General features: G+C 48.8%; 22 protein-coding genes. 16 read left to right on the top strand and 6 right to left on the bottom strand.

From position 1 onward, the window contains the following. The first annotated feature begins 189 nt into the window (after positions 1 to 189). On the top strand, positions 190 to 1,614 hold the full coding sequence (glnA, locus tag NYE54_RS26770) for a type I glutamate--ammonia ligase (RefSeq protein WP_076324463.1): 1,425 nt from the start codon (positions 190 to 192) through the stop codon (positions 1,612 to 1,614). Between the two features lie 176 nt (positions 1,615 to 1,790). Here glnA and NYE54_RS26765 read toward each other — a convergent pair whose 3' ends face one another. Then, positions 1,791 to 2,834, bottom strand: a complete 1,044-nt coding sequence (locus NYE54_RS26765) for a LacI family DNA-binding transcriptional regulator (protein ID WP_076324462.1) — start codon at positions 2,832 to 2,834, stop codon at positions 1,791 to 1,793. Positions 2,835 to 3,247: 413 nt separating this feature from the next. On the opposite strand from NYE54_RS26765, the gene NYE54_RS26760 reads away from it, so the two are divergent. The 8 genes from NYE54_RS26760 to NYE54_RS26725 all read left to right on the top strand — a co-directional run bounded on the left by NYE54_RS26760 (position 3,248) and on the right by NYE54_RS26725 (position 12,373). After that, positions 3,248 to 4,588: an extracellular solute-binding protein gene (locus NYE54_RS26760; protein WP_339267456.1), complete on the top strand. Its 1,341-nt coding sequence runs from the start codon at positions 3,248 to 3,250 to the stop codon at positions 4,586 to 4,588. A gap of 107 nt (positions 4,589 to 4,695) precedes the next feature. Then, complete coding sequence (locus NYE54_RS26755; protein WP_339267455.1) at positions 4,696 to 5,589, top strand: sugar ABC transporter permease; 894 nt, start codon at positions 4,696 to 4,698, stop codon at positions 5,587 to 5,589. Beyond that, complete coding sequence (locus NYE54_RS26750) at positions 5,589 to 6,425, top strand: carbohydrate ABC transporter permease (protein ID WP_339267453.1); 837 nt, start codon at positions 5,589 to 5,591, stop codon at positions 6,423 to 6,425. Before NYE54_RS26755 ends, NYE54_RS26750 begins: the two co-directional genes overlap by 1 nt. A 25-nt stretch (positions 6,426 to 6,450) precedes the next feature. After that, positions 6,451 to 9,177: a cellobiose phosphorylase gene (locus NYE54_RS26745; protein ID WP_339267452.1), complete on the top strand. Its 2,727-nt coding sequence runs from the start codon at positions 6,451 to 6,453 to the stop codon at positions 9,175 to 9,177. A gap of 78 nt (positions 9,178 to 9,255) precedes the next feature. Further along, positions 9,256 to 10,140: a hypothetical protein gene (locus NYE54_RS26740; protein ID WP_339267450.1), complete on the top strand. Its 885-nt coding sequence runs from the start codon at positions 9,256 to 9,258 to the stop codon at positions 10,138 to 10,140. A gap of 99 nt (positions 10,141 to 10,239) precedes the next feature. Beyond that, positions 10,240 to 11,328: a 3-phosphoserine/phosphohydroxythreonine transaminase gene (gene serC / locus NYE54_RS26735; protein ID WP_339267448.1), complete on the top strand. Its 1,089-nt coding sequence runs from the start codon at positions 10,240 to 10,242 to the stop codon at positions 11,326 to 11,328. Between the two features lie 129 nt (positions 11,329 to 11,457). Next, entirely contained in the window at positions 11,458 to 11,922 is a 465-nt protein-coding gene (gene trmL / locus NYE54_RS26730; RefSeq protein ID WP_076324455.1) for a tRNA (uridine(34)/cytosine(34)/5-carboxymethylaminomethyluridine(34)-2'-O)-methyltransferase TrmL, read from the top strand. A 196-nt stretch (positions 11,923 to 12,118) separates the two neighbouring features. Continuing rightward, complete coding sequence (locus NYE54_RS26725; protein ID WP_009595823.1) at positions 12,119 to 12,373, top strand: AbrB/MazE/SpoVT family DNA-binding domain-containing protein; 255 nt, start codon at positions 12,119 to 12,121, stop codon at positions 12,371 to 12,373. Between the two features lie 281 nt (positions 12,374 to 12,654). Here NYE54_RS26725 and NYE54_RS26720 read toward each other — a convergent pair whose 3' ends face one another. Both NYE54_RS26720 and NYE54_RS26715 read right to left on the bottom strand, forming a co-directional pair. Further along, positions 12,655 to 13,740, bottom strand: a complete 1,086-nt coding sequence (locus NYE54_RS26720) for a phosphodiester glycosidase family protein (protein ID WP_339267445.1) — start codon at positions 13,738 to 13,740, stop codon at positions 12,655 to 12,657. Then, positions 13,737 to 14,150 carry a hypothetical protein gene (locus NYE54_RS26715; RefSeq protein ID WP_339267443.1) on the bottom strand — a complete coding sequence of 138 codons (414 nt, stop codon included), beginning with the start codon at positions 14,148 to 14,150 and terminating at the stop codon, positions 13,737 to 13,739. Before NYE54_RS26715 ends, NYE54_RS26720 begins: the two co-directional genes overlap by 4 nt. Positions 14,151 to 14,525: 375 nt before the next feature. On the opposite strand from NYE54_RS26715, the gene NYE54_RS26710 reads away from it, so the two are divergent. Both NYE54_RS26710 and NYE54_RS26705 read left to right on the top strand, forming a co-directional pair. Then, positions 14,526 to 15,182: a response regulator gene (locus tag NYE54_RS26710; RefSeq protein ID WP_076324451.1), complete on the top strand. Its 657-nt coding sequence runs from the start codon at positions 14,526 to 14,528 to the stop codon at positions 15,180 to 15,182. 110 nt (positions 15,183 to 15,292) lie between these two features. Further along, complete coding sequence (locus NYE54_RS26705; protein ID WP_339267441.1) at positions 15,293 to 16,507, top strand: PLP-dependent aminotransferase family protein; 1,215 nt, start codon at positions 15,293 to 15,295, stop codon at positions 16,505 to 16,507. Between the two features lie 137 nt (positions 16,508 to 16,644). On the opposite strand, the gene NYE54_RS26700 is transcribed toward NYE54_RS26705, so the two are convergent. Beyond that, positions 16,645 to 17,421 carry a DUF2161 family putative PD-(D/E)XK-type phosphodiesterase gene (locus NYE54_RS26700; RefSeq protein WP_339267439.1) on the bottom strand — a complete coding sequence of 259 codons (777 nt, stop codon included), beginning with the start codon at positions 17,419 to 17,421 and terminating at the stop codon, positions 16,645 to 16,647. Between the two features lie 265 nt (positions 17,422 to 17,686). Between NYE54_RS26700 and NYE54_RS26695 the strand changes: the two genes are divergently transcribed. After that, positions 17,687 to 19,582, top strand: a complete 1,896-nt coding sequence (locus NYE54_RS26695) for a PrkA family serine protein kinase (RefSeq protein WP_076324448.1) — start codon at positions 17,687 to 17,689, stop codon at positions 19,580 to 19,582. Between the two features lie 213 nt (positions 19,583 to 19,795). Further along, entirely contained in the window at positions 19,796 to 20,857 is a 1,062-nt protein-coding gene (locus NYE54_RS26690; protein WP_076324447.1) for a globin-coupled sensor protein, read from the top strand. Between the two features lie 129 nt (positions 20,858 to 20,986). Here the strand turns inward: NYE54_RS26690 and NYE54_RS26685 are convergent, their stop codons facing one another. Next, a complete protein-coding gene (locus NYE54_RS26685; protein ID WP_339267435.1) occupies positions 20,987 to 22,378 on the bottom strand; it encodes a SpoVR family protein in 1,392 nt (463 codons plus the stop codon). A gap of 286 nt (positions 22,379 to 22,664) precedes the next feature. On the opposite strand from NYE54_RS26685, the gene NYE54_RS26680 reads away from it, so the two are divergent. Beyond that, a complete protein-coding gene (locus NYE54_RS26680; RefSeq protein WP_339267433.1) occupies positions 22,665 to 24,461 on the top strand; it encodes a S9 family peptidase in 1,797 nt (598 codons plus the stop codon). 65 nt (positions 24,462 to 24,526) lie between these two features. Here NYE54_RS26680 and NYE54_RS26675 read toward each other — a convergent pair whose 3' ends face one another. Beyond that, entirely contained in the window at positions 24,527 to 25,501 is a 975-nt protein-coding gene (locus NYE54_RS26675; RefSeq protein ID WP_339267431.1) for a cation diffusion facilitator family transporter, read from the bottom strand. A gap of 327 nt (positions 25,502 to 25,828) precedes the next feature. Here NYE54_RS26675 and NYE54_RS26670 point away from each other — a divergent pair, with 327 nt between their 5' ends. Next, positions 25,829 to 26,002, top strand: a complete 174-nt coding sequence (locus NYE54_RS26670; protein ID WP_076324443.1) for a GapA-binding peptide SR1P — start codon at positions 25,829 to 25,831, stop codon at positions 26,000 to 26,002. Positions 26,003 to 26,210: 208 nt separating this feature from the next. Further along, positions 26,211 to 26,873, top strand: a complete 663-nt coding sequence (locus NYE54_RS26665; RefSeq protein WP_009595798.1) for a helix-turn-helix transcriptional regulator — start codon at positions 26,211 to 26,213, stop codon at positions 26,871 to 26,873. Positions 26,874 to 26,875 lie beyond the last annotated feature (2 nt).

Here is a 26,875-nt window from a genome sequence, read left to right as displayed (position 1 = left end):
GTGTCTTTTTTCTGAGTTTACATTAATTGGGTTCCTGTGTTATATAACCTAACATTGTTTTCAAAAATACCTTACATAGGTATTGACGTCAGGTTATCTCCCGGCATATAATGACGAAAAGAAATCGAAAGATTATGAACATTGTTAAGCTGTTTAAGTCTTAATGTTCGGAAATTGGGAGGAAGAGACATGTCGGTAGAGAAAGTATTGCAAACCATTAAAGAGAACAATATTGAGTGGGTCGATTTTCGTTTTGTAGACTTGTCGGGACGGGTTCATCATATTAGCTTGCCGGCTTCAGAAGTAGATGAAGAAACATTCGTGAACGGGGTAGCGTTCGATGGATCTTCTATTCCAGGATTCCGCGGCATTGAAGAATCGGATATGGTTATGATGCCTGATCCGGATTCTTGCTATATCGATCCGTTTACAGCACATTCTACGCTTAACATTATGAGCAACATCTATACACCGGAAGGTGATTCATATGAGCGTGACCCGCGCGGTATCGCAGCTCGTGCCGAGCAATACCTTCAAGAGGCCGGTATCGGAACAGCAGCATTCTTTGCACCGGAATCCGAGTTCTTCCTGTTTGATGAAGTTCGCTATGAAAGCTCCATGAACAGCTCCAGCTATTTCGTAGACTCCGAGGAAGCGCATTGGAATACGAACCGCAAGGAAGAAGGCGGCAACCTTGGTTTCAAAGTTGGCGTTAAGGGCGGATATGTTCCAGTAGCACCTGTGGATACTCAGCAGGATATCCGTAGCGAAATGTGCCGATTGCTTGATGAAGCAGGACTTCGCGTTGAGCGTCACCACCATGAGGTAGCAACTGCCGGCCAAGCGGAAATCAACTTCCGTTTCGATACATTGAAGAAAACAGCTGACAATTTGTTGATCTATAAATATATCGTGCATAACACAGCGCGCCAATATGGCAAAACGGCTACGTTCATGCCGAAGCCATTGTTCGGGGATAACGGAAGCGGCATGCACGTTCACCAGTCCATTTTCGATGGTGACACCCCATTGTTCTATGAAAAAGGCGCTTATGCTAACCTGAGCCAAACAGCGATCCACTACATCGGCGGTATTCTGTACCATGCGCCTGCATTGATCGCTTTGACGAATCCGAGCACCAACTCCTTCAAACGTCTGGTACCAGGCTATGAAGCACCGGTTAACCTCGTATTCTCCAAGGGCAATCGTTCTGCTGCAGTGCGGATTCCGGTTGCAGCCGTAACGCCGAAGGGCTGCCGCATCGAGTTCCGTACACCGGATTCCACGGCGAACCCTTACCTTGCATTCTCCGCCATGCTGATGGCTGGCTTGGACGGTATCAAGCGTAAAATCGATCCTACCGCACTCGGTTATGGACCATTCGATAAAAACATCTATGAATTGTCTGATGCCGAGAAGAAAGAAATTCGCAGCGTACCGGGTTCCCTGGATGAAGCTTTGGATGCACTTCAAGCAGACTATGAGTTCTTGACAGAAGGCGGCGTATTTACGCAAGAATTCCTCGAGAACTTCATCGAGTTCAAGCGTGCCGAAGCCAAAGCGGTTAACATCCGCGTTCATCCGCACGAGTACTCCCTGTACTACGACCTATAATAAATAACGTCAAAAAGCCTAGGGCATCATGCCCTGGGCTTTTTTTTGCACACATATAAAGCCTAGCTAGGTTTAGACAAGGATTATCATACCTAGGAGAATAAGAGCTATTTTCAAAGGCAGGCATGAATAACCTTGCTCTTGGCTGAAGCGGTCCCTCACTCCCTTACCCAGCTTTACTCTTTAAAGTATCCGTAGTGATGCGTGTTGCTTCCACAAGATTCCCGAACGATGAGTTCAGGCTCTACGACAAAGGAGCTGATGGGTGATTGTTTATGGATAAGGTCATAGAGCATGAGCGCTGCCAGGCGACCGATTTTCTCTTTATTTTGCCGAATCGTCGTTAGTTTGGGAGTTGTATATTTGCACGCCTCAATATCGTCACAACCGATGATCGATACATCGTCAGGGACCTTCAGGCTATGTTCCTGAAGCGCTTGGATGGCTCCAATCGCAATCTGGTCGGAGGCCGCAAAGATCGCGCGAGGAAGGGAACCTGCTTGGATCAGCCGTGTCATGGCTTTGTATCCGCTTGCCTCATGAAAATCCTCACCGCTTTGGAACCATTCCGCCCGGGCCGGAAGTCCGAAGCTATCCATGGCGTTACGATAACCGGCCTCACGCTTGTTGGAGATTTCAGACTCCTTGCTGCCTCCGATGAACCCCAAGTCTCTGAAACCTTGAAGATAGAAATGCTCCACGACCTTCGAGGACATTTTATAATTATCGGACATGATATGCCCCGACATTTCGCCGAATAGTTCAATATCGACCCCGATACACGGAATATCGCTCTCATCCAGCTCTTTAATCGAGGGCTCGATTTCCTCGCCGGATATAATGACACATCCATCCACCTGATAATGACGACATCGGCCGAGGTAGTCGGCGTCATCCCCTTGGAATTTCTCATTCGAAAAAAACAGTAGATCGTAACCGAGAACCCCCATTTGCTTCTTAAAGGAATTGAGAACTTCAACAAAAAAAGGATGAGTAAAATCGACATTCAGCTTTCCCGCAAATATGATGCCGATCAAATTCGATTTCTTGGTTGCTAATGTTTTCGCAGAATTGGAAGGGGTGTATCCCGTTTCTTTCATAATTTCCAACACGCGTGCTTTGGTCTCTTCGGATACATCACTGTAGTTGTTGATAATCTTGGAGACGGTGGATACGGATACCCCGGCCATTTTAGCGATTGTTTTGATGTTTAACGCCATGCGAAACGCCCCTTATTCTGTTTATATTATCATTTCATAATTTTCGTGAGTTTTCGTTAAGATGACTGCTACTTGTCGTTATTCAGTACAGAAGCGAAACTGTTTCGTAAATTAGTGTATCTGCTTTAACTAGGTAAGTCAATGAAGAGAGTAGTCATGATGCTTGTAATAGAAAGGAATAAAGCTGTATCGCGTTTAATAACAAAATATTTTGGGAAAGAGAAAAAAAGCTTTGACAAACAAAATATTATGAGTAATAATAGGCCTTGCGAAACCGCTTTCGGTATATTTCGCTGAATTGCGAAAATTAATAATTATTGTTTCGTAACATCAAGATTGTACTGGGCGAGAAAAAGCGGAATGATGAATCCGGTTTCATAATGAATTGCACTTTAATTTCAGGGGGTAAGGAAATGATTAAGAAATTATCAGCAATACTTTTGGCGGGTGCTCTGACTTTCTCGCTAGCGGCTTGCGGAAGCAGTGATTCAGCCGATAAAGGTACACCTTCGAAAGGTGATAAAAAGGTCATCAAAATTTTACACTGGAAACAAGATAACATCAATAAAGCGGTTGAAGAGATCAACAAGAAATTTGAAGAGAAGTATCCTGAGTATACGATAGAGTATACCACTACGGGTCCGGATGACGAATACAAGCAGGCTCAGAGAGCAAGAATCACCGCTAATGACGTCGACGTTTTGGCTGATTTATCGGGAATGAGACTTTCCCCGCAGGAATGGACACCGGGTGCGAAAGTACCTGATTGGCAGCAGTGGATTGATACGGGATTGATCGCGGATTTATCCGACCAAGCCTTCATTAAGAATTATAATGCTAACGATATTGAAAAAGCCGGAACTTATAACGATAAAGTGTATGCGATTCCAACGGGCAAGGTTGCGATGTCCGGTCTGTTCTACAATAAGGAAATCTTTGAACAGAATGGATTGAGTGTTCCGAAAACGTGGTCGGAGTTCATCAAGCTGAATGATGATCTGAAAGCCAAGGGCATTACCCCGATTGTTGTTGCAGGTAAAGACGTATGGCCTTTGAAACTCCCTGTATTCGCCCTGCAAGCCAAAATTCTTGGCGGCGGAGACCAGCAGAAATGGATTGAAGGCGTTTGGAAAGGCGAAACGGCTTATAACGATGAAGAAGCAATCGAAGTATTGGAAAAAATGAAGACGCTTCAAGACAATTACATGATTGACGGATTCATGGGGATTGATTATGCAACAGCGCCTTCCTATTTTGCAACAGGAAAAGCAGCCATGCTGGCTGATGGCTCTTGGGATGCTCCAACCGTCGCAGCAGCAAATCCGGAGCTGAAATTCGGTTACTTCCCGCTTCCGGCTACGGAAGATGCAGCCAAGAATGCCTCTTTTGTCGGCAAGTATGACGTAACCTGGTATGCAACCGAGAAGGGACCGAATAAAGAAGGAGCCCTAAAATGGCTTGAATTCTTCTCCGAGCCGGAAAATTACACAACATTCGTGAAAGCTGCCGGTTTCATCCCGACACAGGATAACATTCAGACGGAAAGCGACTTTATTGACAATGAACTGACCCCATATCTCGGAGAGTTCGAATTGGCGTACGAAATCATGATGATTAACCGTCAAAATATTGGCGAGCATTTGGCTGCAGAAGGCGTTCATACGGAATTCCTGGCACCGGGCGGTCCATACAAAACAGCAAAAGAGCTGGCTGATATTCAACAAAAAGAATGGGAAGCTGCTGCTCCGAAATAAGATTCTTCTATTATAAAGAGACCTATATAGAATGAACCATACTGTAGTCGGGGTCTGTGCAGCAGGCCCCGACATTTATTGAAATGGGATTTTGCGAGGTGAGAGAGATGTATCCATTTGGAAAAGGATTTAACCGATTCATACCCTTATTGCTGCTGCTGATACCGATGGCGCTTTACATCGTGTTTTATTTTGGACCATCGATCCTGACAGTCATCTATTCCTTTACCGATGTCAAGAACCTCCCAGGCAGCACGTACCAATTTGTCGGGCTTGATAATTATAAGGAATTATTCTTCTCGGGGAACTCAGGGGAGCGGTGGCGTTCCATCATAAACACCCTGATCTTTATGTTCGTTGTTACGATCGTGCAGAACGGGGTCGCTCTGTTTATCGCCGTCATCATTAACCAGCGCCTAAAAGGCGATTATTTCTATCGCGCGGTATTCTTCTTGCCGGTTGTACTGGGCGTAGCTGTCGTTGCTCTGATCTGGGGGATGATGTTCGATCCGTTAAACGGACCGGTCAACCGCCTTTACGACGCTCTCTTCGGCTATCAGGACATGTTCTTTGGGAGTTTCACTCACGCATTTGGCTATATTATTTTCGTCCAGATTTGGATGTACATGGGCTATTCCATGCTGATCTTTCTGGCTGGACTCCAATCGGTCCCTAAAGATTTATACGAGGCGGGTCATATTGACGGCACCAGCAAGTGGCAATCTTTCCGTCATATTACCTTCCCCCTGATCGCACCATCCTTCACGGTGAATATGCTGTTATCCATCATTGGCGCAATGTCTACCTTTGATATCATTTTGGCGACAACGGACGGTCGCTTCAATACAAGGACGATGGCTTACGACGTGTACAAAGAGACGTTCCGGGGAAGTTTGGAAATGGGCCTTCCTTCGGCGCTGTCTGTTGTGCAGTTCCTGATTATTCTCCTCTTTGTTGTGGTGGCTGTCAGACAGACGCGTAAGAGAGAGGTGGAGTATTGATGCGAAATTCCAAAACCACGCAAATTCTTTCTTACGCCGTCATCGGTATGCTGCTGATTCTGTATGTCGTTCCGCTTCTGCTCGTATTCAACGTATCACTCAAATCCTTCAATGAGTATCTGCTCAATCCGATCGGGATCGTCCAGAACATGGAATGGGGTAATTATACACAGGCATGGTCTGAGGGCAATTTCGCCGGTTATTTCGCGAACAGCTTAATTTATACGGTATCTGCGACGGTACTGACCATCATCGTGTCGTTGTTTGCGGCCTTTCCGGTCGCGCGCGGATATGTGATGTGGAGCGGCTTCATTTATATGTTCTTTTTGTTGTCCCAGTTTCTTCCGAATCCGATGGTTGCCCAGTATAAACTCATGCTGTCCTTCAAGGAGAGTGTTTCGTTCTTCGGGTATGATACCAAGCTTGGTTATATCTTGCTGAAAACGACGGGAACGGGCGTTGTGTTCATGATGTTTGTCGGCTACATCAAGTCGATTAGCCGCGATCTGGATGAGGCCGCGGGGATGGATGGTTCCGGTTATATCCGTTACCTGTTCCAGATCATTCTGCCACTGATGAAGCCGGTTATCGCAACTGGCGTCATTCTGACTGCGATTGGAATCTGGAATGATTTTGTCGGTCCGATCATGTATCTCCCGAGTCCGTCCAACTATCCTATTACGTTTGGCCTAAAGGAATTCAGGGGGCAATACGGGAATAACTGGCCGCTGCTTGCATGCGGAATTACGATCGTAGCGGCGCCATTGATCATTCTGTACACGTTCATACAGAAATATCTGGTGGACGGGGCGCTGGCCGGAGCCGTCAAATCCTAAGGCATAGAAGGGAAGAGATCGCGATATGAAATCAACAGGATGGAAGTTTGAGGGAAACCATGGGGTCTTTACGTTGCGTAATCCCGAACATCATAACTATTTATATTTCCCTTTAGTGAATGAGGCCGGCATGATGTCGGCCGTCACGCCGAATCTTCACGGTGAAATGACAAGCAGTCATAATACGTTTTTCATGTCGCCCGTATCGGTGGAGGATCTACATAATTCCAAGTCCGCACGTAACTTTTGGGTGCATATTGACGGGCATGGTGCATGGTCCGTAACCGGCAATTCAGCCAAGCAGAATGCAAACCGGTTCATGAACGAGGAAGAAGAAAGCCAATTGGCAGCCGGGTTTTTATGGCATAAGCTGACACGGATGAACGGGGAAGCCGGACTGCAAGCGGAAGTAACCAGCTTCGTTCCGGTAACGGATGACAAAATCGAGTTAATGAAAGTAACACTGACCAACGTAGGCGAGCAGACGCTAAAACTGACCCCTACCGCGGCAATCCCGCTGTATGGCCGTTCGGCAGACGACCTGCGGGACCACCGTCACGTGACATCCCTGCTTCACCGGATCTTTGTCCATCGCAAAGGAATCGAAGTCCAGCCTGCTCTCTCATTTGACGAGCGGGGTCACCGTATTAATCACGTATCCTACAGCGTCCTAGGAGCGGAAGCGGACGGTGCGGAACCGATCGGTTATTTTCCGGTGCTTGAAGAGTATATTGGGGAAGGCGGCGCGCTCGATTGGCCTGAGGCTATCATTGCCAATAAGCAAGCGGGCGCGCAGGCAGGTGACTCCTTGGAGGGATATGAGGCCATTGGAGGTCTACGGTTTGCGGGGGTTCAACTGCAGCCTGGCGAATCAAGGGCTTATGTTATGGCGATGGTCATTTCGGAAGATCGCGCCGAGACCGGAAGACTTGCTGAAACGTATTTATCGGAGAAGCGTTTTGATGAGCTGCTTGCTCAAAATGAAGCCTATTGGAATGACAAGCTGAATACCGTATCCTTCCATACCGGCGATCAGCAGCAGGACTTGTGGATGAAATGGGTAACCTTGCAGCCGATATTGAGGCGTCTCTATGGCAACTCATTTCTTCCTTATCATGACTATGGCCGTGGAGGACGTGGATGGCGTGACCTCTGGCAGGACTGCCTGGCATTGATGATCATGGAACCATCCGAGGTCCGGTATCTGCTGCTTAATAATTATGCAGGTGTACGGATGGATGGAAGCAATGCTACAATTATTGGAACGAAGCCCGGTGAGTTTATCGCTGACCGGAACAACATACCGCGTGTATGGATGGATCACGGTGCATGGCCATTCATGACGACGCTGCTTTATTTGGACCAGAGCGGGGATTTGGATTTCCTGAAGCAGCCGCAGACCTATTTCCGCGACGTATTTGTAAGTCGGTGCAAGGAGAAGGACAGCGGATGGCTGCCTGAGCATGGGAATCTACTCTTAACCGTGAACGGTGAGGTATACGAAGGTACGATACTGGAGCACATGCTGCTGCAGAATCTGGTTCCGTTCTTTAATGTAGGTGAGCACAATAACATCAAGCTTGAGGGAGCGGACTGGAATGATGGTCTCGATCTTGCTCCGGACAGAGGCGAGAGCGTGGCCTTTACTGCGTTCTATGCAAGCAATTTGATGCAGCTTGGCGATCTGCTGCTGGCATGGCAGGACAGAGAAGGCGTTGCGTTTCTTGAAATCGCGGAGGAAATGGCTGTGCTGCTCGATTCGGTAACGGCTCCCGTCTCATATGAAGATGTGCAGGGGAAGCTGGAGCTGCTTGATCAGTATTATGAGGCTGTTAAAGTCTCCGTGACCGGAAACAAACGAAAGTTTAGCGTTGCGGAAGTTGTAAAGGATTTGAAACTGAAAGCGGACTGGATCATCCGGCATTTGCGCAGCAAAGAATGGATTACAAGCCAAGAAGAATACTCGTGGTTCAACGGTTATTACAATAATGACGGAGCGCGCGTGGAAGGCGATCATCCCCTTGGCGTGCGCATGACGCTCACAGGTCAGGTCTTTGCCGTTATGGGCGGAATTGCGGACGATGAACAGGTAGGACAAATTACGAAATCTGTTGATCGGTATTTAAAAGATTCGAGCATTGGCTATCGTCTGAATTCGAACTTTGGCGAGATTCAACAAAATCTCGGGCGGGCATTCGGTTTCGCGTTCGGACATAAAGAGAATGGAGCCATGTTCAGCCATATGAGCGTCATGTACGCTAACGCTCTCTATAAGAGAGGTTTTGTCCAAGAGGGATACGAGGTATTACAATCGATTTACGATTTAAGCAATGACTTTGAACGGAGCCGCATGTATCCGGGTATTCCCGAGTACATCAACGAGAAGGGAAGAGGGATGTATCCCTATCTTACCGGGTCGGCAAGCTGGCTTTTGCTTACCATGCTGACCGAGGTTTTTGGAGTGAAAGGAAATCTGGGACATCTGCTCTTGGAGCCGAAGCTCAGTCCTTCGCAGTTTGGAGCCGACGGTACTGCTGCTGTGCATACGCGGTTTGCGGGTAAACCGCTTCAGATTGTATACAGCAATCCGAAGCGATTGGATTACGGAAGTTATACGATTCAATCGGTAACGCTGAACGGCGAGAAGATTCAGCTGCGTAGTCAGAAACCGGGGGCTGCCGAATTGGATCGCAGCTTGCTGTACGCGTTATCCGAAGATGAGTGTCAACTAATTCGTGTCGAGCTTGCCTGACACACGAGCATACAACATTTCAGAAGCCTCGGCAGGCAAGTTGGCCGGGGTTTCTTCATCATGAATGGAGCGATTGTTATGGGACATCAATTAGCAAACGGACAATTGGAAGTCGATATAGCGGAAGTCGGTCGTTATCAAGGCACGCGTTTTGACCGGACCGGTTTCATTACCCAGGTCAAATTGACCGAAAGTGGTCACACATTCTGTGTTCATGAGTTTGCGGATGGGTTTAACCCTCAGGCCGGGTCCGGATTGTGCAACGAGTTTGGACTGCATGAGGGGATGGGTTATGCAAAGGCGGAAGTAGGTGGGTGGTTTCCCAAATTAGGAGTGGGCCTTCTCAAACGGGTCAGCGAGGACCCGTATCACTTTCAGTATACGTATCCGGTGGAACCTTTCAATGTGGATATCACTTCGGATGACGTTAGCATTTCATATACGATGCATCCTAGGAACGTCAAAGGGTATGCGGCAAAACTCGTTAAGAAAATCTCGATTCAGAACACGGCGTTGACGATAGATTATGAGCTCTGCAACGAAGGAAGCCAGAGGATGGATACGGAGGAGTACATTCATAATTTCATAGGGATTAACGGAGAACTGGTAGGTCCAGAGTATAAACTGAAGTTACCGGTCCCTGTCCGCTTTACGGAGGTCGAATCGGATTATACCTCGGGCCTGCTGTCTGTTCAGGATAACGAGGTAGGCTGGAATGCCAGACCGGACAAACCCTTTTATGGGAGAATGCAAGGCTTTAACGGCAGCGATTATCCTTATTCCTGGGAGCTAACGCACAGCGCCAGCAGGGCGGGAGTCAGGGAGATTAGTGATTTTCCGGTTGCGCATATGGCTCTGTGGGGGACTGGCCACGTTATATCGCCAGAAGTGTTTATTCAATTAAGCCTGGCACCCGGGGAAAAGAGATTCTGGAGTAGAAAGTTCCAATTCTTCTGTTGGTAGCGAGAATTCAATGTGAATAATTACACTTGAAGGTCTATGGGATTGTTGCTATGATTAGCGTTAATTAGCATTCATAGTAGAGAAAGGGTGGAGAGTCTTTTGAGCAAGAGAGCATACAATTTTAACGCAGGACCTGCTGCATTGCCGCTTGAAGTGTTGGAGCGCGCCCAGGCCGAATTCGTCAATTACGGGGATACCGGCATGTCGATTATGGAAATGTCTCATCGCGGTGCTGTATATGAAGCCGTTCATAACGAAGCGCAGGAGCGCTTGCTGTCCCTGCTGGGGAATCCATCCGGCTACAAGGTGTTGTTCATCCAAGGCGGTGCAAGCACGCAATTTGCCATGATTCCGATGAACTTCTTGGGACAAGGCCAGGTTGCGAACTATATAATGACGGGAAGCTGGTCTGACAAGGCGATTAAAGAAGCCAAGCTGATCGGCGAAACTCATGTGGCAGCCTCCTCTGAGGATAGCAAGTACATGGCTCTGCCTAACCTTAGGGACATCAAGCTGTCGGATCATGCAGCTTATCTCCATCTGACTTCCAATGAAACGATTGAAGGCACACAGTTTAAGGAATTCCCGGATACCGGTTCGGTGCCGCTTATCTGTGATATGTCGAGCGATATCCTCAGCCGTCCGTTCGATTTGAACCAATTCGCGATGGTTTATGCGGGCGCTCAGAAGAACTTGGGGCCGTCCGGCGTTGCGGTTGTGATCGTCAGAGAGGATATGATTACAGATTCTCCTAAACATCTGCCGACTATGCTCCGTTACAATACGTATTTGAAAAATAACTCGCTATACAACACGCCGCCGTCTTTCGGCATCTATATGATCAACGAAGTGTTGAAGTGGATTGAAGAGAAGGGCGGCCTGCAAGGCGTTCAAGAGATGAACCGCAAGAAAGCCGCACTCATCTATGATGCCATTGATCACAGCGAAGGCTTCTACCGCGGCTGCGTGAATGCAGAGGTACGTTCCGATATGAACATTACGTTCCGTCTTGCCTCTGAGGAGCTGGAGAAGGAATTCGTGAAGGCTTCGGAGCAAGCAGGCTTTGTCGGCCTGAAGGGTCATCGCAGCGTCGGCGGTTTGCGGGCTTCGGTATATAACGCGGTTCCGTATGAGAGCGCTCAGGCGCTGGTACAATTTATGCAGCAGTTTAAGAAGAGCCACAGCTAAAATCATACAAGATTACACAATGATAACCTTCCGCCGGTTCAGCGGAAGGTTATTTCTGGATATCCCGGGAAATCGGGAAGGAATCGGTTATAATAAAAATAAAACAGAAGAAAAGGTGGACTTATCAACATGGCATTACACATCGTACTAGTCGAACCGGAAATTCCAGCCAATACGGGCAATATCGCCAGAACTTGCGCCGCAACGGGCACACATCTGCACCTGGTCCGTCCGCTCGGTTTTAATACAGACGACAAGACATTAAAGCGGGCCGGGCTGGATTACTGGTATGCCGTACATATTGAATATCACGATTCCTTTGAGGAGTTGCAGGCGCTCTATCCGGAAGGACGTTATTACTACGCCACGACGAAGGCTACCAAGCGTTACATGGACATTGAATATCAAGACGGGGATTTTTTGGTGTTTGGCAAAGAAACCAAGGGATTGCCGCCGGAGCTGCTAGCCGCGAATAGCGAGCATTGCATCCGCATGCCGATGACCGATAAGGTGCGTTCTTTGAATTTATCCAACTCTGCAGCGATTATGGTATATGAAGCACTGCGTCAATTGGATTTCCCGGGTATGGAATAAGTTTTTGCAAAACTTTGAGTTTTTTGGGGAATATCATCCAGTATACCTAGTTGATATTGAAAAAAACTAAGAAATTCTTAATTTCCAGCAGGATTCGACAACTTTTTATCGAACTATTATACTAGGCCCTTGTTATCAGTTCTGAACTGTGGTGTCAGAAATCACTTGTTGAAAATGAAAGAGGTGTACAATCGTTATGAAACCTGCTGGTGTTGTTCGTAAAGTTGATCAGCTGGGAAGAATCGTTCTGCCTAAGTCTCTACGCAAGAGATATCAAATGAACGAGGGGGATCCCGTAGAAATTCTTGTACAGGGGGACCATATTATATTGGAGCGCTATCGTCCGAAATGCGTCTTCTGTGGTTCTATGGACGGAGTTAGCGAGTTTAAAGAGCGCTATATCTGTTCACAATGCATGTCCGAAATGCAGCAGCTTCCGAAACATGCCTAGTACCTCAAATGAATTACCTTTTGTGCATCGCTAATGAGCGGTGCCTTTTTTGTTCCTCAAAAAAATAAAACTCCCCCGATATACGAGGGAGACGCCTTACAGGCCTTTGGTTTTATCATCATTGTATGCCGCGGTCCAAATGCCAACCATGTAAAGGGCGAATACGAGCATGACGATCCAAAATGTTAATGAGAACGACATTCTTGCCACCTCCTGCTAAGCTAACCTTATTATAACCACCTTGAGCCAAAAAATAAACGACAATATTAGTGCCGATTCTATCATTTGAAAAATAAGAAGTGCGTGGGTACCGGGCGCAGATTTCCGTCCGACGGTTTGTTCACGACCCGGCCGTTTAGGATTAGGGATGCGGACCCGCCGCCATCGAGATTATAAGCGTCAATCACGCCCAAATTTTTAAGCTTGTTCTGCAGCTCTTGCAGCGTGGCTCCCGATTTGCCCTTCTCGTCATATCCTTCGGTAACCAGGATGAGCAACTGATCGTCCTTGTAATTGCCGATGACGGTACGCGGTGCCCGGCCAGGGGTCGTTCTCCATTTCTCGGGAATTGTTGTTTTACTGCCGTTTTGGAGCAGCACGGGTACAAAGGTAGCACCGAACATGGGATCGAGCCGGTCAAGCTCGCTCTGGCTGTAGAACTTGCCACCGATCAGCTTGCCGGATTTGCTCATGCCGACAAAGGCAAGATCCTTAAAGCTCGGTTGAAACCCTGAGACGTATTTGCCATCATAATAGGTTGTGCTCAGTGGATGTCTGCCCCCGTTCCCGTCAGCGTATCCACCGGCATTAATCCCTGCAACCGCACCATGCCGGCTTACGGCACGCATGGTGGTTTCTACGGACCCGGGCCTGCCGCTTTCGCTGCCTAGCGACATCTTCATCGCGGAAGGATCCTTCAATTTGACCTTCATCGCATATCCGTGATAAGTACCCGGGTTGATCTTGTATAACTCAATTCGAATCCGGTCACTGTTGACCGTTTCAATAGGGACACCCAGTTTGGTTGTGATCCGGCGATTATAGATTTGCTCCGGGCGTGAAGCTTGTGCTTCCGCTGATTGCAGAATGGTTCCTACCGTGGCGGTCGTTTGCCGATAGAGCTTGGCCGTTTTTTCAATGGAGGATATCGTCTGTTCCGCATAGACAGCGGCTTGATCCAAATCCTGTTTGATTACGGCGGACTGTTCTGATATGCTGCCGGATGGTATGTACTCCGCTGTTTCGTGCGACAGGTGCGGCGGTTCCGTAATTAACCACATACATAGCAGCATTCCGATAAAAGGTGCAATGGCCAGCATAAATGTACGATTTAACTGCTTGGGACGGATATACTTCAGTGTTCTCACTTCAGCAGCTCCATCTTGCGTTCCAGCTCTTTCAGCTGTTTCTCAACTTGGCTTAGCTGACTGTACAGCTTGTTGCTGTTGTCCGTTTTGCCGCTAGCCTGATCCTTGGTAAAGGTCAGCAGCTCATTAAACGACTGAACCTTGCTCTGCATCTCGTCCATTTCCTGAACCAGCTCGTTAAACCTTTGGTCGTACTCCGCTTTGAATGCCGCCATCTTCTGGCGCGTATCCTGCTGCAGCTGCACCACGACTTGCTCTTTCAAGTGATTACTATATAGGTAGGCTGCGGTGGTACCCAGCCCGATGAGAACAATCCAAAATACCCAGAACCATTTGGTGGATGGCCCCTTTTGCTGCGTTTCCTCACGGGATTTATAGGGGGTATTGTGTTCCTGCTCCAACAATGGCATTTCATCACCCCTCAAAAACTATCATTTTTTCCAAATTTCATTCTAACATGTCAGGATTACTTTCGCAAAGACGAACTAATAGCACTTGTTTTTATGAAAAATAGATTGCCTAGAAAGATAGAGTGGGATACAATCTGTATAGATTTGATTATCAAACAGGATACATATAAGACATTCGCCATGCATACCGTCAAAGGCCCTGCGCCTATAGGATTAATTAACCTTATTTCTACACGAATGGCAGCCCCGAATTGCGTCTATCCATATCTGCAAACAACGGAGATTCGCAATACCGGATATGTAAGAAATTGACGGCGCTTACTTAATAGAGATACTAGAGATTCAAGTTTGCTGATACAGGAGGTCTATTAGAAAATGAATCAGGTTTGGCGGGTAGTTATCGTTGGCAGTCAACCTACAAGCATGCTGGGCACAAAATTGATTTTGGAAGAGCAGCAGGATCTGCTGGTTGAGGGAATGACATCCTCGGATTCAGAAGGGCTTCGAATGGTCGGGGATTTGCTTCCTGACTTGGTACTATTGGATTATCATTTGTCGGAACATACCTCGGAAGCCGTATTGGAGCAGATGAAGCAGCTGTCCCCTAAGACCCATGTCGTCATTATGACCGATAATGATGGCCTTCCGTTACTGCAATCCTTGATCAGCCGCGGTGCAAGCGGCCTATTGTCCAAACAGGCATCCACCTTTCAGCTCATACATATGATTACAGGACTCCGGGAAGGCGTTGCCTCGCTGCCGCTCGACTGGGTAAGGCAAGGCATCTGGCCGTTAACGGCCTCTGCAATGAATGAAGGCGGACTCCAGCTCTCCGAGACGGAGGCTTTTATAATGGAACGGATCGTCCAGGGCATTACATACGACAAAATCGCCATGGAAATTCAGGTAAGCCGCCGCTCAATTGACAATTACCTCCGCAAAATCTATGTGAAGCTGGGGGTATCCACTCGTGCGCAGGCGATCGAGAAATATGCTCTCTACACCCGCCAAGGCCGGCAAATTTATGCCTAATGCAGGATTATGGTTATAATATATAAATATCAGGAATACCTTTTAGAGGTTGTTAAGAGGCTCCTGAATACAAAACCGAGGTTTTGATAACGGTTAGAGGAGGGACTTCCATGCAGTTTTCCTTTGCTTCCCGTGCACAGACCCTTTTGTCATCCCCGCTGCGCGATATCAGGGAACTTGCGAAGCGGGATTCTTTTATTTCCTTGGCAGAAGAGCTGCCGGCTGAAGAATTGTTTCCTTTGCATTCACTGGCAGAAGCTGCGACATCGGTGCTCTCCGAGGACCCGCTCGCCTTGCAGTACGGTGAGGCAGAAGGGTATGGGCCGCTGCGGGAGTGGCTGAGCGAGGATTTTTCCCGGCGTAAAGGCCTGAGTGTCCTGCCTCAGCATATTTTGCTGACAACGGGCACCCAGCAGGCCATCGATTTGCTGGTCAGGGTGTATGTGGACCCGGGCGACCCGGTACTGGTGGAGAATCCAACCTCACCAGGACTGCTCCAGGTGCTGCGCCTCCAAGGTGCCGTCATCGTGCCTGTGGAGGGAGATCAAGACGGAATGCTGCCGGAGCACCTGGAGAACATGATTCGGCAGCACAAGCCGAAGCTGCTTATGGCTGCGCCCAATTTTACCAATCCGACAGGCGTGATGTGGAGTTTGGAACGGCGTAAGCAGGTGCTGGAGCTGTGTATCTCACACGGACTTCTTATTGTGGAGGATGATTCTTACGGTGATCTTTATTTTGCGGATCCCAAGAATCCGAAGCCCCGAATTCCTTCCATCTTCTCACTTGAGGAGCCGCAGGGAGGACATGTTCTGTATGTGGGCTCGTTCAGTAAAACCGTTGCGCCAGCGCTGCGTACGGGATGGGCTGCTGGGAACCGGCGCTTGATTGAGATGATGACGGCCGTGAAGCAGATGGCCGACTGGCAATCCAGCATGCTGAACCAGCGGATGCTGCACCATCTGCTGGAATCGAAGCATTTTAAGCTGGAAGATCATATCGGCATGCTTAATCGGGAATACGCAACGAGGCTCAAGCTGATGGTGGAACTGCTGAAACGCAGCGCGTGGAAGGATTCGAAGTATGCAGTGCCTCCCGGGGGGATGTTTCTCTGGGTACGGCTACCTCCGGGATTGAATGGGGATGCGCTCCTAAGAGCTACTCTATTAAAAGGAGCCGCTTTCCTGCCAGGCTCGATGTGCTCGGCAGCTGATCATACCCGTGAGTGTATCCGGCTGAATTTTACGCATCCGGGGCGGGATGAGCTGCTGCTCGGTATGAATCTCATCAGCGAGGCCGTAATGGAATTTACAGCCCGGAATTAGACATGGAAGGTTTCTTTTTACGAATCGTGTATAACATAACAAAGCTGCTGATGGAGCCTGATTTCAGGTTCGGAAGAGAATCAGCGGCTTTTTTTCATGGGCGAATATTTACTTGTTCGAAGGTCTGCATCCAGAATTTATGATTTCAATACGGTAGCATAGTCTGCCAGGGCCTGTACGCCTGCTGGTGTGAGCACGTAGCGTCCGCGGCTCACCCGACGGAACCAGCCGTAGTAATTGCGCTGCAGAATGTCAGCCGCTGATCCAACGCCGCTTCGATCCCGCACAGCTGCGGGAGAAATACCAGGCAGTATCGCAGGGGCAGTTCCTTCTTGAAGCTCATGCCCCTCCTGAGATTCGCGCGAGCTCCGCTGCTCCACTTCCGCCGCATTCATGGCAGCAGCCACGCGCAGCGTCTTTTCGCGATAAGCGGTAACCAGCTTGGCTCTCGTTACCCCACCTGTATTGTAATCGCCGCTGCGCTCACGGAATTCATACAACAGGCGTTCCTTGCGCCTGATGGCTGTCCTTCCCTTCTGTACCGCAATTTCCGGCTCACAGAGCACCTCGATGAAGGGCGCTTTGGTTTTGTAGAAGGTGACCGTAATGAGTCCCAATCCCAATCGTCCGCAAAGCCCCGTCAGATCCGCCCAGCGCTGATTGACCGCTCCTTTCTTCGCCCGGCTCTTCTCGACGGCCAGGTAAACGTAAGGAGTCAGTTTCAACCGCTCGATGCCTTGGAGCAGAAGGGCCAGATTGAATGTTTTTTTCAGCTCCACGATCAGCGGTTCATCGGCGCCCTCTTTCATACCGACCAGATCGCAATTGCGTACCTCGCCTTTCACTTCATATCCGTTCAATTCAAAAAAGGCCTTCAGGGGAGCGTACAGCTCGGCTTCATGCTTTATCGCCATGATGACTCTCCTTTTATTCGAAAGATGCTTTAATGTCAAGTTAATGTAATTTCAGTATAGCATGGGGACGGCTCGCGTGGCGTACCCGAGTGTAGAATGGACCGGTGGTTAGATAAATTGCATGCGCATGACTTCGAAAATAAGGTCAACTATTCCAAGCAAGTCGCATAGGTATGTAATACACTTTTTCGAAAATGGAATGTTTTCTAATGACGCTGTGGAATGGAAGCCAATCCCCATAAACAGACTCATAGGAGGTAGCGAAATGGATATTTTCGAACGCATAGCATCATATCGGGCAGAAGGCGACCGTTTGGCGTGGAGCGGCACATTCAGGGAATACATTGAAATACTTAAGAAGGATCCCTCTCCAGCCATGACGGCACATGCCCGTGTATATGACATGATCGAATCCTACGGTTTCGAAGAGAGCGGGGGTCAGAAAAAATATAAGTTTTTTGAACAGGAAATCTTCGGTCTCGACCGAGCTGTTGAGAAACTCGTTGAGGAATATTTCCATTCCGCGGCCCGCAGACTGGATGTACGCAAACGCATACTGCTGCTTATGGGGCCCGTCAGCGGCGGGAAATCCACGCTGGTCACGCTGCTGAAGCGCGGCCTGGAGAAGCATTCCCGTACCGATCGGGGGGCTATATATGCGATATCCGGCTGCCCGATGCAGGAGGAGCCGCTGCATCTGATTCCACTGGAGCTAAGACCCGAAATCGAGAAGGAGCTTGGCGTCCGGATCGAGGGCAATTTGTGCCCGGCCTGCCAGCTTCGCCTCAAGACCGAATACGGCGGAGATATCGAACAGGTTGAAGTCGAGCGGGTGTTAATCTCCGAGGAGAACCGCGTCGGCATCGGCACATTCAGCCCGTCCGATCCCAAGTCGCAGGATATTGCCGATTTAACCGGCAGCATCGATTTCTCCACCATCACGGAATACGGCTCGGAATCGGATCCGCGGGCCTATCGTTTTGACGGCGAGTTAAACAAAGCGAACCGCGGTTTGATGGAATTCCAGGAGATGCTGAAATGCGACGAGAAATTTCTGTGGAATTTGCTCTCCCTGACCCAGGAAGGGAACTTTAAAGCGGGCCGGTTTGCGCTAATTAGCGCCGATGAGCTGATTGTGGCCCACACCAACGAATCCGAGTATAAAGCATTTATCGCGAATAAGAAAAATGAGGCGCTGCAATCGCGGATGATTGTCATGCCGATTCCGTATAACCTGAGAGTTAGCGACGAGGAGAAGATCTACTCGAAGCTGATCGGCCAAAGCGATATGAAGCATATTCACATCGCGCCGCACGCGCTTCGTTCTGCCGCGATATTCTCCGTTTTGACGCGTCTGAAGGAAACGAAGAAGCAAGGGATGGATCTGATCAAGAAGATGCGGATGTACGATGGGGTGGAAGTCGAAGGGTATAAAGAAGCGGACCTGAAAGAGATGCAGAATGAATATTTGGAAGAAGGCATGTCCGGGATTGATCCGCGATATGTCATTAACCGGATATCCAGTGCTTTGATTAAGCAGGATCTTCAGTGCATTAACGCGCTGGATATGCTGCGGGCGATCAAGGATGGGCTGGATCAGCATGCTTCGATTGCCAAGGAGGAGCGGGAGCGCTATCTGAATTTTATTGCCGCCGCACGCAAGGAGTATGATGATCTGGCGAAGAAGGAAGTCCAGAAGGCCTTTGTGTATTCCTTCGAGGAGTCTGCCAAGACGCTGTTCGAGAATTATTTGGATAACATCGAAGCATTCTGCAACTGGACGAAAATTCGCGATCCGTTAACGGATGAAGAGATGGATCCGGACGAAAGATTGATGCGTTCGATCGAGGAGCAGATCGGCGTCTCGGAAAACGCGAAGAAGGCTTTTCGGGAAGAGATCATGATTCGCATCTCGGCTTATTCCCGGAAGGGTAAAAAGTTCGAGTATCACAATCATGAGCGCCTGCGCGAGGCGATTGAGAAGAAGCTGTTCACTGACCTGAAGGATATCGTCAAGATTACAACCTCGACCAAAACGCCGGATGCCGTGCAGTTGAAACGGATCAACGAGGTTAGCTCCAGACTGATCGAGGAGCATGGATATTGCCCGGTATGTGCGAACGAGCTGCTGCGTTATGTGGGCAGTCTATTGAATCGGTAATACCGGATAGAATAATGGAATGCTATGAGAAGCCACCCAAGAAGTTAGGGTGGTTTCTCATGCTTCGGGATGAAATAGCCCGGTTAGGAGGTGCAAATATACACATAATTAGGACTTTAGCATTATGTCTAGGTGGTAAATATAGTCTATAATGGACCCTAAGTACTTGAACCTGTGATATGGATCACGTTATTTAGGAGTGGATTTTTCGAAATGATTGATGTTTCCCCGAAAAGACGCCAACAGTTGGAGTATATCGGATTGGATGAACAAGGGTTGGAACTGCTGGCTAAACATCGTGATGTGTTTGCGAAGGTGGTTGAAGAGGTCGTTAACCGGTTTTACGCGCAGATCGGGACGCAGCCGCAGCTGATGCAGATTATCGAGCGTACCTCGACCGTGGAACGGCTTAAGGAGACTCAGCGGGTATATTGGATGTCACTTGCGGCAGGGAGAGTGGATGATGCTTATATTGCCGAACGGATTAAGATCGGACAAGTTCACTCCAGAATCGGCCTGAAAACAGACTATTACCTTGGAAGTTACATGGTTTATCTGGACATCGCCACCGATTTACTGAAGCAAATCGTACCGGATCAGTGGATCCAAGTGGTGCATGCGCTGAGCAAGATGTTTAATTTAGACTCCCAGCTCGTCCTGGAAGCTTACGAAATGAAAGAGAAAGAGAAGATCAGCAACTTGGTATCGGATCAACAAAGAATGTTGGAAGCGATTACAAATGCAGTTCAAGAATTGACTGCCATGATCGTGGAGCTGGATCAAAGCGCGGCGTTAATGGCTGACAATGCAATCAAAACAGCAGAGGCACAGGATAAAGCGCATACTCTGACTTCCGAGCTGGGCGAGGAAATTCTGCATATTGAGCAGATGGGCAGCTTGATCAGGGAAATCTCGGATCAGAGCCACTTGCTCGGTCTGAATGCGGCAATTGAGGCTGCTCATGCCGGGGAATTAGGCAGAGGCTTCGAGGTGGTTGCCGGGGAAGTCCGAAAGCTGGCCACCAACTCCAAGAAGGCGATGGATGAGATTCAGGACAAGGTTAGCGGCATTATTCGCAAGCTGGGTCTTGTGGAGCAGGAATCGGAAAAAACGTCGATGAACGCACGTAATCAGGCGGCAAGCTCGCAGGAATTGGCTGCTTTTGTGAAAATGATGGAAAAGCTGGCCGATGATTTGGAATCGCTTCAACATGAATATGATGTTCAGAAGCACGATGTCCAAGAGGGAACCGTATCCGAGAAGGTAAGCGTATAACAGGGACCTGAGAAGCGAATAGATTAAGGATATCTGTAAACAACAGCAGCACCCGCGTTGAGGAGAATTCCCTCATGTGCGGGTGCTGTTTGTTATATGGCGCCATATTGTCCTTCAAGCATTGCGTTGTTAAATAAATCGCCGATGGAGCTTCTTGCCGTCATAGGAGAACAGAATCGGTTTGCCCTCGATCATGCTGTGCAGATGCACGGGTTTGCCCCAGAGCCGGTAGACATAAGGGATGGTGCGCTCCATATACTTCAGGTCGAGCTCAATGCCTTCGTACAGATGCTTGATCATCAGCTCGCCGGAACGGAGATGATCGCCATCGGTCACGACGAGAAACGGCGAGCCGCCGTTTACGCGGGAGACGACCAGCTGATCGCGGATGTTCTCCCATGCCTTGTCGGTGATTTTCCACTCTGGGCCTTTTTTCTCGAAGACATAGAGGTCCAGGTCCTCCACGAGTTCCTTTGTTAAATAATTGCGCAGGAAGGAAATATCGGAATCGTATTCGCGTACATCAAACATCTTCTCCCGATCCCAGCGGCGCTCGATATCCTCGAAGATTTTCAGTCCGAGGTAATAAGGGTTCAGGCTGTGGCGCGACGGCTGCACGACCGAGGCGTTGAGCTTGGCGAATTCCACCGTTTCCTCGCTGGTTAGGTCCATCTCCCGCAGAATGCGCTGGTGCCAGTACGAAGCCCAGCCCTCGTTCATGATTTTGGTTTCCATCTGCGGCCAGAAGTACAGCATCTCCTCCCGCAGCATGCTCATAATGTCTCGCTGCCAATCCTCCAGAATGTCGGAGTGCTCCTGAATGAACCACATGATGTCTTTCTCAGGCTCGGGCGGGAAGCGTTTGGGTGACGCCGGCAATTTGTCGGCTTTGTTTTCACCGTCTTCGTCCATATCCCATAAATCGTCGTACCGGCCGGGAGGCTTCTGCCGCTTGGATTCCTCCTTCTGCGCCTGCATCCGCCGTGCGGTGTACCGCTGCTTATCAAGTTTATCCGGTCTTATGATATGGGGATCCACATGCTCTTGAATCGCTAGAACGGCGTCAATAAACTGCTCAACCGCCTCCGTGCCATGTTCGATCTCATAACGGGAGATGCGCTCGGCTGTAGCCGACATGCTCTCGACCATATTACGGTTGGAGACGGAGAAGCGGGCGTTGTTTTTAAAGAAATCGCAGTGTGCAAGGACATGGGCGACTATGAGTTTATTCTGAATCAGGGAGTTGCCGTCCAGGAGAAACGCATAACACGGATTGGAGTTGATCACGAGCTCGTAGATTTTGCTAAGGCCGAAGTCGTACTGCATCTTCATTTTATTAAAGGTTTTTCCGAAGCTCCAGTGGCTGAACCGGGTTGGCATGCCGTAGGCACCGAAGGTGTATATGATGTCTGCCGGGCAGATCTCATATCGCATAGGGTAAAAATCAAGGCCAAAGCCTGTAGCGATCTCGGTAATCTCCGCAATGGAACGTTCCAGTTCCGCGATCTCGTCTTGGTGCACGAGAATCCCCCCTTCGTTATTAAAAACATGGTTCTTATCATTTATATGGAATCTTGGTGCAGATATGCGGGCTGAAGAGGGAATCCGTGAACGGATGATGGCAAACGCACAGGCTAGCCTTAGGTCAAAAAGTGCCTCATCTCGGTCCACAGTCGTAGCAATCTGCCAGCCTATGTAATGATGCCCCTTAGAAAGCTTTGCGTTATAATGGGATTAATCCAGTGGTTGGCAAACTTCTCCATTTATTAACCGATGGATAATAAAATGAGGTCAGGGAGGCAAATGAATGATCGAATTTCCTAAACCCGATGTGGAGCAATTTTTTCAAACGTATGGCATTCGTACCTTCGGAATCAGCGCAGACGAGTCACGGCTCGTGTTCAGCAGCAGCCTGAACGGCAAGTTTAATTTATGGGCCATGGAGTTAGAAGGAGAGACGTCCTACCCTTATCCGCTTACATACAATGATCAGATCGCAAGCTTTATCAAGCTGGACCCGGAAGGGCGACATATCTTAACGGCGTTTGACCGTGACGGGAATGAGAATTATCAGTTTCATGCGCTGCCTTGGAATGGTGGCGAACCGATGCCTTTGTTCGAAGGGGCTGATGCGGATGACAAACATTATTTCGTTCATCTGTCAGAGGACGGCAAGCGCTTATATTACGTTACGTCGAAAGACAATCCATCCTTTCTGAACTCACGTGTATACCATCTGGATACCAAAAAGGATCAGCTGCTGCTTGAAGGCCAGGTTACGTCAACCGAAATGTGTGCTGTCAGTCCTGACGAGAAAACCATCGCGTATACCCAAATGTATGCCAACACCTACTATGTCAGTTACGTGAAGCGTGAAGGCCAAGAGCCGTTGTGCTTGACGCCTTCCCCTGAACAGGTGCATATCTCAGGCGATGTACTGTTCGCCAGCAATGACCAGGTCATATTTGCAACGGATTACGAATCGGAATTTTCATATGTAGCCACTTACGACATTGCTCAGCAGAAGTTTGAACCGCTGTGCCGCATTGACCGGGAGAGCATCCAGCTCTTGCGCTATCATAAGGATTCACGGACGCTTTACATCGTCACGGAAAAAGGGGTGGAGGATCGACTGTATGCCTATTCGCTAGACAGTGGTGAGTTAACCGCCATTCCTCTTCCATCGGACATCGTGGAGCAGCTGAACGTGACGAAATCCGGCAATCTGTACCTGCTGGCCCGCGGAGCCGTGAAGCCGCTTAACATTTACCGGTATGCGAATGGCGCATGGAGCATGATCACGAAGAATGTCCTGACCGGATTAACCGACGAGGACATGGTGACGCCTGAGGTCGTAACGTATCCCTCTTTTGACGGCATGGAGATCGAAGCCCTCCTGTTCCGTGCCAAAGACCACGTGGCGAACGGTTATACGGTATTTTGGCCGCATGGCGGCCCGCAAGCCTCGGAACGCAAGCAGTTCCGTTCGATGTTCCAGTATATCCTGGCCAAAGGGTATCACATCTTCTGCCCGAACTTCCGGGGAAGCACGGGTTACGGCAGCTCCTTCGTGAAATTGGTGGAGCAGGATTGGGGCGAGGGACCGCGTAAGGACTGCTTGGCAGGTATGGATTGGCTGTTCGAGCAAGGCATATCGAGCCGTGAGAAACTCTTCGTGATGGGCGGAAGCTACGGCGGTTATATGACTCTGCTGCTGGCAGGGCGTAATCCGGAGTATTTCAAAGCGGCCATTGATATTGTCGGGGTCAGCAACCTGTTTACTTTCTACAACTCGGTACCGGAGCACTGGAAGCCGATTATGGAGCGCTGGATAGGCGATCCGGAACGGGATAAAGAACGCTTTATCAAGGATTCGCCGATTACGTACCTGGATGATATGGTGAACCCGATGCTGATCATCCAAGGGGCTAACGATCCGCGTGTCGTCAAAGAGGAATCTGACCAAATCGTCGAAGCCTTGAGAGCGAAGGGCCGTGACGTGGAATATCTTGTTTTCGAAGACGAGGGGCATGGCATTACGAAGAAGGCCAACGAAAAAATCGCTTATGCCCGGATGGTCGAATTCCTGAAGCGCAATCAGTAAGAGTCGTATGAAAAAAGAGGCGTACCCAAGGTCCATTCGGACTCTGAGGTACGCCTCTTTCTCTTTTAGTTATCTATAGGATCGCTCGGATTCCAGAGCTTGATTCCATCGTCCTCCAGGATGCCCAAGGTCACATCCGAGATGTTCGGATCCTGGGTCAGCAGGGCGTTGATTCTCATTTTGGAATGGCCTGCTTCGGCCAGGGTCATCCCTTTTTTCAGTTCAATGTAGGCCTCCACATGATAGTTGCGCCCTTCCTGCAGGATGCGAAGACGATTGATGTCGCGGACATCCGGATCGCCGAGAATGATCTGGGAGATCTTCTCTTCCACTTCATTCGGAGCGGCGACTCCGATTAAGCCGACCATATTGTCATATCCGACCTTAAAGGCAACGCCTACCATCAGACAGCCGATCAGGATTGTGGCGATTCCATCCAGGATGAGGAAGTTAAAGAAATATGCGAATATAATGGCAACCAGAGCAAAGAGGGCGCCGAGTGTAGCCACGATGTCTTCATAGAACACAAGCCGTGTAGGCGGGGCAGCACGGCCGGCATTTTTGAAAGCGGCGGGCAGCAGGGCAAGGCCGGATGCTTGAACACGGGTTTCCTTCATAATTTCTTTCATGGCTTTAACCAGTATGGAACCGTCAATGATAACGGCAATGGCCAGCACAATAAAATTAAGCCAGAAATTCGTGGCTTCTTCCGGATGGTTTAACAGCTTGAAACCTTTCAGTATCGTTTCGTAGGCCATGATGGTAACCACGATCACCGCGACCATGCAAACCAGATTTATGACCCTGCCGAATCCGGTGGGGAACTTCTTGGTCGGCTTCCGCTCGGCGAGCACGCTGCCTACGAATACAAACCCCTGGTTTACGGCATCGGCCACGGAGTGCATGGCGGAGGCAAACATCGTGCCGCTGCCGCTAACAGACGCCGCAATCCCCTTGATTATGGCCAGTCCCGTGTTGCCCAGTGCCGCTATCGCGGATGAGGTGTTTCCTTTCTTAATGAGCTGCCATGTGTTCTTCAATCCAAACCCTCCGTCTATAATGTCAATTTCCATTAAATCTGAAGTATATATTATCATATCATGCCAAATTAAGGGTATCCCCTATCCTCCACACATGAATCATGATGACATAAATATTACTTAACGTGTTTTTTGTTTCATAATCATAATTTACTCATATCTTCATTTCTTACCCAATACATTAAGAATATAGTGGAAAATAAAGGGATGTATGTTAGCGAAACGGTTGGTCTGGTCTTCAGTAAGATGTGGCGAATCGAGTTACCCCTTGATAACAAAGCGTAAACAGCCTTGCAGCAAAGTGAAAAAACATAAGGAGGAAATGTTATGAAAGCGTTAACAAGTCCAGAGGCAGCGAAAGGCAAGGCAAACGAGGAATGGGGCCTGATTATATGCTCCAGATGTGATGAAATGGTGGACACGATTCCAACCGACGGAGTGAAGATCATTTATGGATTTTGCGGTAAAGGAGAATGCAAAGGTACAGACCCTCAAGATTAAACAATTGATAATGGTTAGATGAAAAGTAAATACAAACACAAAGCATGCTTATGGGGGAGGAAACTTTCCTGAAGCATGCTTTTTTAGTGGATTTATAACTTTTTTTGATGGGCATCAAAAAAATGATTAATACCTAATTATGTATTTTTGGACGAAAATATGTTGCATATATATTATATATGACGTATTATATCGGCAAGTAGAGGAAATGCACGCAGGAGGGATCACTATCGAACTGACGACAAGGCAGCAAGATATCGTCGATATCGTAAAAAAACATGCACCGATTACAGGAGATCAGATTGCGGAGATGCTGAATGTCAGCCGAGCCACCCTTCGTACCGATTTATCCAAACTGGTGGTTCTGGATTATATTGATGCCAAGCCAAAGGTAGGGTACTTCCTGGGAAAGCGGGGTACGCGCGACCGGGAGGAGAAGTTTCGCCTGCTCAAAATGAAGGTTGGCGATCTGCACGGTGTTCCGGTTATTGTGCGTGAGACCACGACGATTCATGAAGCCGTTGTATCCTTGTTTCTGGAGAACGTGGGGAATCTGATCGTTACCGATGCCGACGGCCATCTGGCCGGGATTGTGTCCCGCAAGGATTTGCTTAAGGTAACGCTTGGCAACCCAACTGCATCCTCCATGCCGGTAAGCCTGATTATGACCCGCCGGGCTAACGTGACAACTGTGCAGCCGGAAGATACGGTGCTGGATGCCGCGCGAAAAATCATCAATCATCAAATCGATAGCCTGCCAGTTGTTGTACCATCCACCACGGGGAATCCGGGGGAACACTGGAAGGTTGTGGGTCGGATTACAAAAACGAATATTATCAAAATGCTGCTCGACATGGTAGCCGAGGAATAATG

Source organism: Paenibacillus sp. FSL K6-1330, from assembly GCF_037976825.1.
Classification (GTDB): Bacteria; Bacillota; Bacilli; order Paenibacillales; family Paenibacillaceae; genus Paenibacillus_AQ.
Note: the sequence above shows the minus strand (reverse complement) of the source record. Positions and strands in the feature narration are given on the sequence as shown.